Source organism: Dactylosporangium sp. NPDC049525 (assembly GCF_040676755.1).
Classification (GTDB): Bacteria; Actinomycetota; Actinomycetes; order Mycobacteriales; family Micromonosporaceae; genus Dactylosporangium.
The window spans coordinates 27,529-30,523 of the sequence record NZ_JBFAPO010000070.1 but is presented as its reverse complement, the minus strand read 5'-3'; the positions used below and the strand labels follow the sequence as shown (position 1 = coordinate 30,523).

At 70.6% G+C, this 2,995-nt stretch carries 4 protein-coding genes; all 4 read left to right on the top strand.

What is annotated here, in order from left to right:
• The first annotated feature begins 73 nt into the window (after positions 1 to 73).
• The 4 genes from AB0K00_RS50200 to AB0K00_RS50185 are packed head-to-tail and all read left to right on the top strand — an operon-like array spanning position 74 to position 2,979.
• Complete coding sequence (locus AB0K00_RS50200; protein WP_363537697.1) at positions 74 to 673, top strand: hypothetical protein; 600 nt, start codon at positions 74 to 76, stop codon at positions 671 to 673.
• Positions 670 to 1,689 (top strand): ABC transporter ATP-binding protein, encoded by a 1,020-nt coding sequence (locus AB0K00_RS50195; protein ID WP_363537695.1) that lies wholly within the window; start codon positions 670 to 672, stop codon positions 1,687 to 1,689. Before AB0K00_RS50200 ends, AB0K00_RS50195 begins: the two co-directional genes overlap by 4 nt.
• Entirely contained in the window at positions 1,686 to 2,528 is an 843-nt protein-coding gene (locus AB0K00_RS50190) for an ABC transporter permease (RefSeq protein WP_363537693.1), read from the top strand. The genes AB0K00_RS50195 and AB0K00_RS50190 overlap by 4 nt, the downstream gene beginning before the upstream one ends.
• A 55-nt stretch (positions 2,529 to 2,583) precedes the next feature.
• Complete coding sequence (locus AB0K00_RS50185; protein WP_363537691.1) at positions 2,584 to 2,979, top strand: VOC family protein; 396 nt, start codon at positions 2,584 to 2,586, stop codon at positions 2,977 to 2,979.
• Positions 2,980 to 2,995: the final 16 nt, after the last annotated feature.

Sequence of the window (2,995 nt, the reverse complement as noted above, 5' to 3'; positions counted from 1 at the left end):
CCCAGCCGGCCGGGGTGCATGCCCCCAGCTGCACCGAAATCCCCGTACCAGACACAGAAAGGACCGGAGCCTCATGCTCCAACCCTCGGAGCCCGCGACCACGCCCGGCGGTGACGGTCTGCCCACGATCCCGCGGGCGCAACTGGCCGGACTCACCGCAGGCGAACTGCTCGCCCGCGCCACCTCACCGACCGTTCGGATGATGGGCGTGGTCAGCCTCGATGGGCGCAAGGAGGTGGTGCGCCGGCTCGACACCGTGCGCAGCGCCCTGTTCGGCTACTGGATCCTGTTCATCCACGGCCGGCACGCGCTGACCGGGTTCTGCGCCGAGCTGCCGCACCGCACCGTCGATCCGGACTTCTGGACGCTGCTGGACCGCAGCCTCAGCGAGCTGGACGACCAGGAGATGCTCGCGATCACCCGGCGCTTCCGGGCCGAGATCGAACGGGCGCAGGCCGCGCTCGCCGCTGCCGAGACGGGGACCGGCACGCGCGAGTGGGACTGGGAGCGCACCGCCGCCATGCTCCTGCTGCTCGACCCGCAGACCATGCGGCAGCTCGACGAGGACTACCGCCGGGCCGACGCCGCGTCGCTCGACGGCGTGGCCGGATACATCCGCCGGCACGCGGACGAGGTCTTCGTGGTGACCGACGGATCGGAGAACGTGACGTGACCCAGTCGCTGCAGAACACCCAGGGCGTGACCGCCGCGCCCGACGCCGATGCCGCGGTCGAGGTCGTCGACGTCGTCAAGCGGTACCCGAAGGCGGAGACGAACGCGGTCGACGGGGTGTCGCTCACGGTCCGCCGCGGCGAGATCTTCGGGCTGCTCGGCCCGAACGGCGCCGGCAAGACCACGCTGCTGGGCATCCTCACCACGGCGGTCGCGCCGACCGGCGGGATCGCCCGGATCGCCGGCATCGACGTGCGTGACGTCCAGCGGGTCAAGCCGCGCATCGCCGTCCTGCCGCAGATCAACAACCTCGACCGGAGCCTGCGGGCCCGTGAGGTGCTGACCTTCCACGCCGCGTACCACGGCGTCCCGCGCGCCGAGCGGGAGGCGCGGGCCGACAGGCTGCTGGAGGAGCTCGGGCTGGCCGATCGGGCGAAGGAGAAGGTGCCGCGCTACTCCGGCGGCATGGCGCAGCGGCTGATGCTCGCCCGGGCGCTCATGCACGACCCGGACGTGCTGTTCCTGGACGAACCCACGAACAACCTCGACCCGCAGACCCGGCACTTCCTGTGGGAGCGGATCCGCACGCTGCACCAGCAGGGCATCACGATCGTGCTGACCACGCACGACATGAACGAGGCCGAGTCGCTGTGCGACCGGGTCGCGATCGTCGATCACGGCAAGGTGCTGGTCGTGGACACCCCGGAGGCCCTGAAGAAGCAGGTCCCCGGCGGGAACCTGATCGAGGTCGACGTCGCCGACGGCGGGGCCGGGGAGGCCGTCGCCGACCGGCTGCGGGCGCTGCCCGGCGTCGAGCAGGTCGACCGGGCCGAGGCCGCCGAGGAGGACAAGGACCGGTCGGTGTTCCGGGTGTACTCCCAGAACGCCGTCGACCTGGTCCCGGACATCATCCGCGCGGTGGCCGAGCACGGGGCGACCGTGCGCGACCTGCGGGTCAGCTCGCCGAGCCTGGAAACCGTCTTCATCCACATGACCGGAAGGAACCTGCGCGCGTGACCGCCTCGCAGACCATCACGCCACCAGCGCCGCGGCGAGGCACCACGGCCCTGGCCACCGGCGCGTTCCTGGCCATCCTGCGCCGGGACCTGCTCGTCACCGGGCGCGAGTTCGTCGCGTTCATCCTCCAGGCCTTCATGCAGCCGCTGTTCTACCTGTTCATCTTCGGCGTCGTGCTGCCGAAGGTCGGCATCGCGTCGGCGGGCTACGGCGCCGTGCTCCTGCCCGGCGTGGTGACGCTCACCGTGTTCCTGGCCGCCGTCCAGGGCGTCATGCTGCCGCTCTCGCTCGACCTCGGCTTCACCCGCGAGATCGACGACCGGCTGCTGTCGCCGGCGCCGGTGTGGGCGATCGTGGTGGAGAAGATCCTGTTCGCCACCCTGCGTGGGCTCATCAGCGCGGTGATCATCTTCCCGCTGGCATACCTGATCCTCGGCGACGAGTACCAGGTCCGCACCGACGCGATCCCGCTGCTCATCGGGCTGGTCGTGCTGACCGCGATCGTCGGCGCGAGCCTCGGCCTGGTCATGGGCACCGTGGTGCCGGCCGAGCAGATCGCGCTGGCCTTCGCGGTGCTCTTCACGCCGATGCTGTTCACCGGCTGCCTGCAGTACGCCTGGCACGACCTGCACGTGCTGCGCGGCTTCCAGGTCGTCACGCTGTTCAACCCGCTCACGTACTCCGCGGAGGGGCTGCGGTACGCCATGATCCCGCACCTGTCCGACGGCCAGGCGGTGCAGACGCTGCCGATCGGCTGGGCCCTGGCCGGTCTCGTCGGTTTCTGCGCGCTGTTCTTCACCCTCGGCATCCGGTCCTTCCGGAACCGGGCCATCCGTTGACCCGCACCACGGTGCGGACCCACCCCACCCACCGTCACCACCCAAGGAGTTGAGCATGGCAGGCATCGTCTACTTCACCATCCAGGCCGACGACATCGAGCGGGCCGCCGCCTTCTACAGCAAGACGTTCGGCTGGGAGATCGAGAAGTGGGGCGGCACCTGGGCCGGCACCGACGAGTACTGGCTCATCAACACGGGCACCGCGGACCAGCCGGGCCTGGCGGGCACGCTGATGAAGCGGCCCGGCCCGGTGCAGTCCCCGCTGCTCAACGGCTTCATGGTCGGCATCCAGTCCACCGCGATCGACGCCGACATCCAGGCGGTGACCGGCAACGGCGGCTCGATCCTGTCCCCGAAGGTCACCATCCCCGGCGTCGGCTGGGTCGCGTACTGCCGCGACACCGAAGGCAACTTCTTCGAGCTGCGCCACATGGACCCCGCAGCGGCCTGACCCATCGCACGGTGCG

Coding starts and splice junctions, on each gene's coding strand:
- AB0K00_RS50185 (WP_363537691.1), top strand. CDS start 2,584: ATGGCAGGCATCGTCTACTTCACCATCCAGGCCGACGACATCGAGCGG.
- AB0K00_RS50200 (WP_363537697.1), top strand. CDS start 74: ATGCTCCAACCCTCGGAGCCCGCGACCACGCCCGGCGGTGACGGTCTG.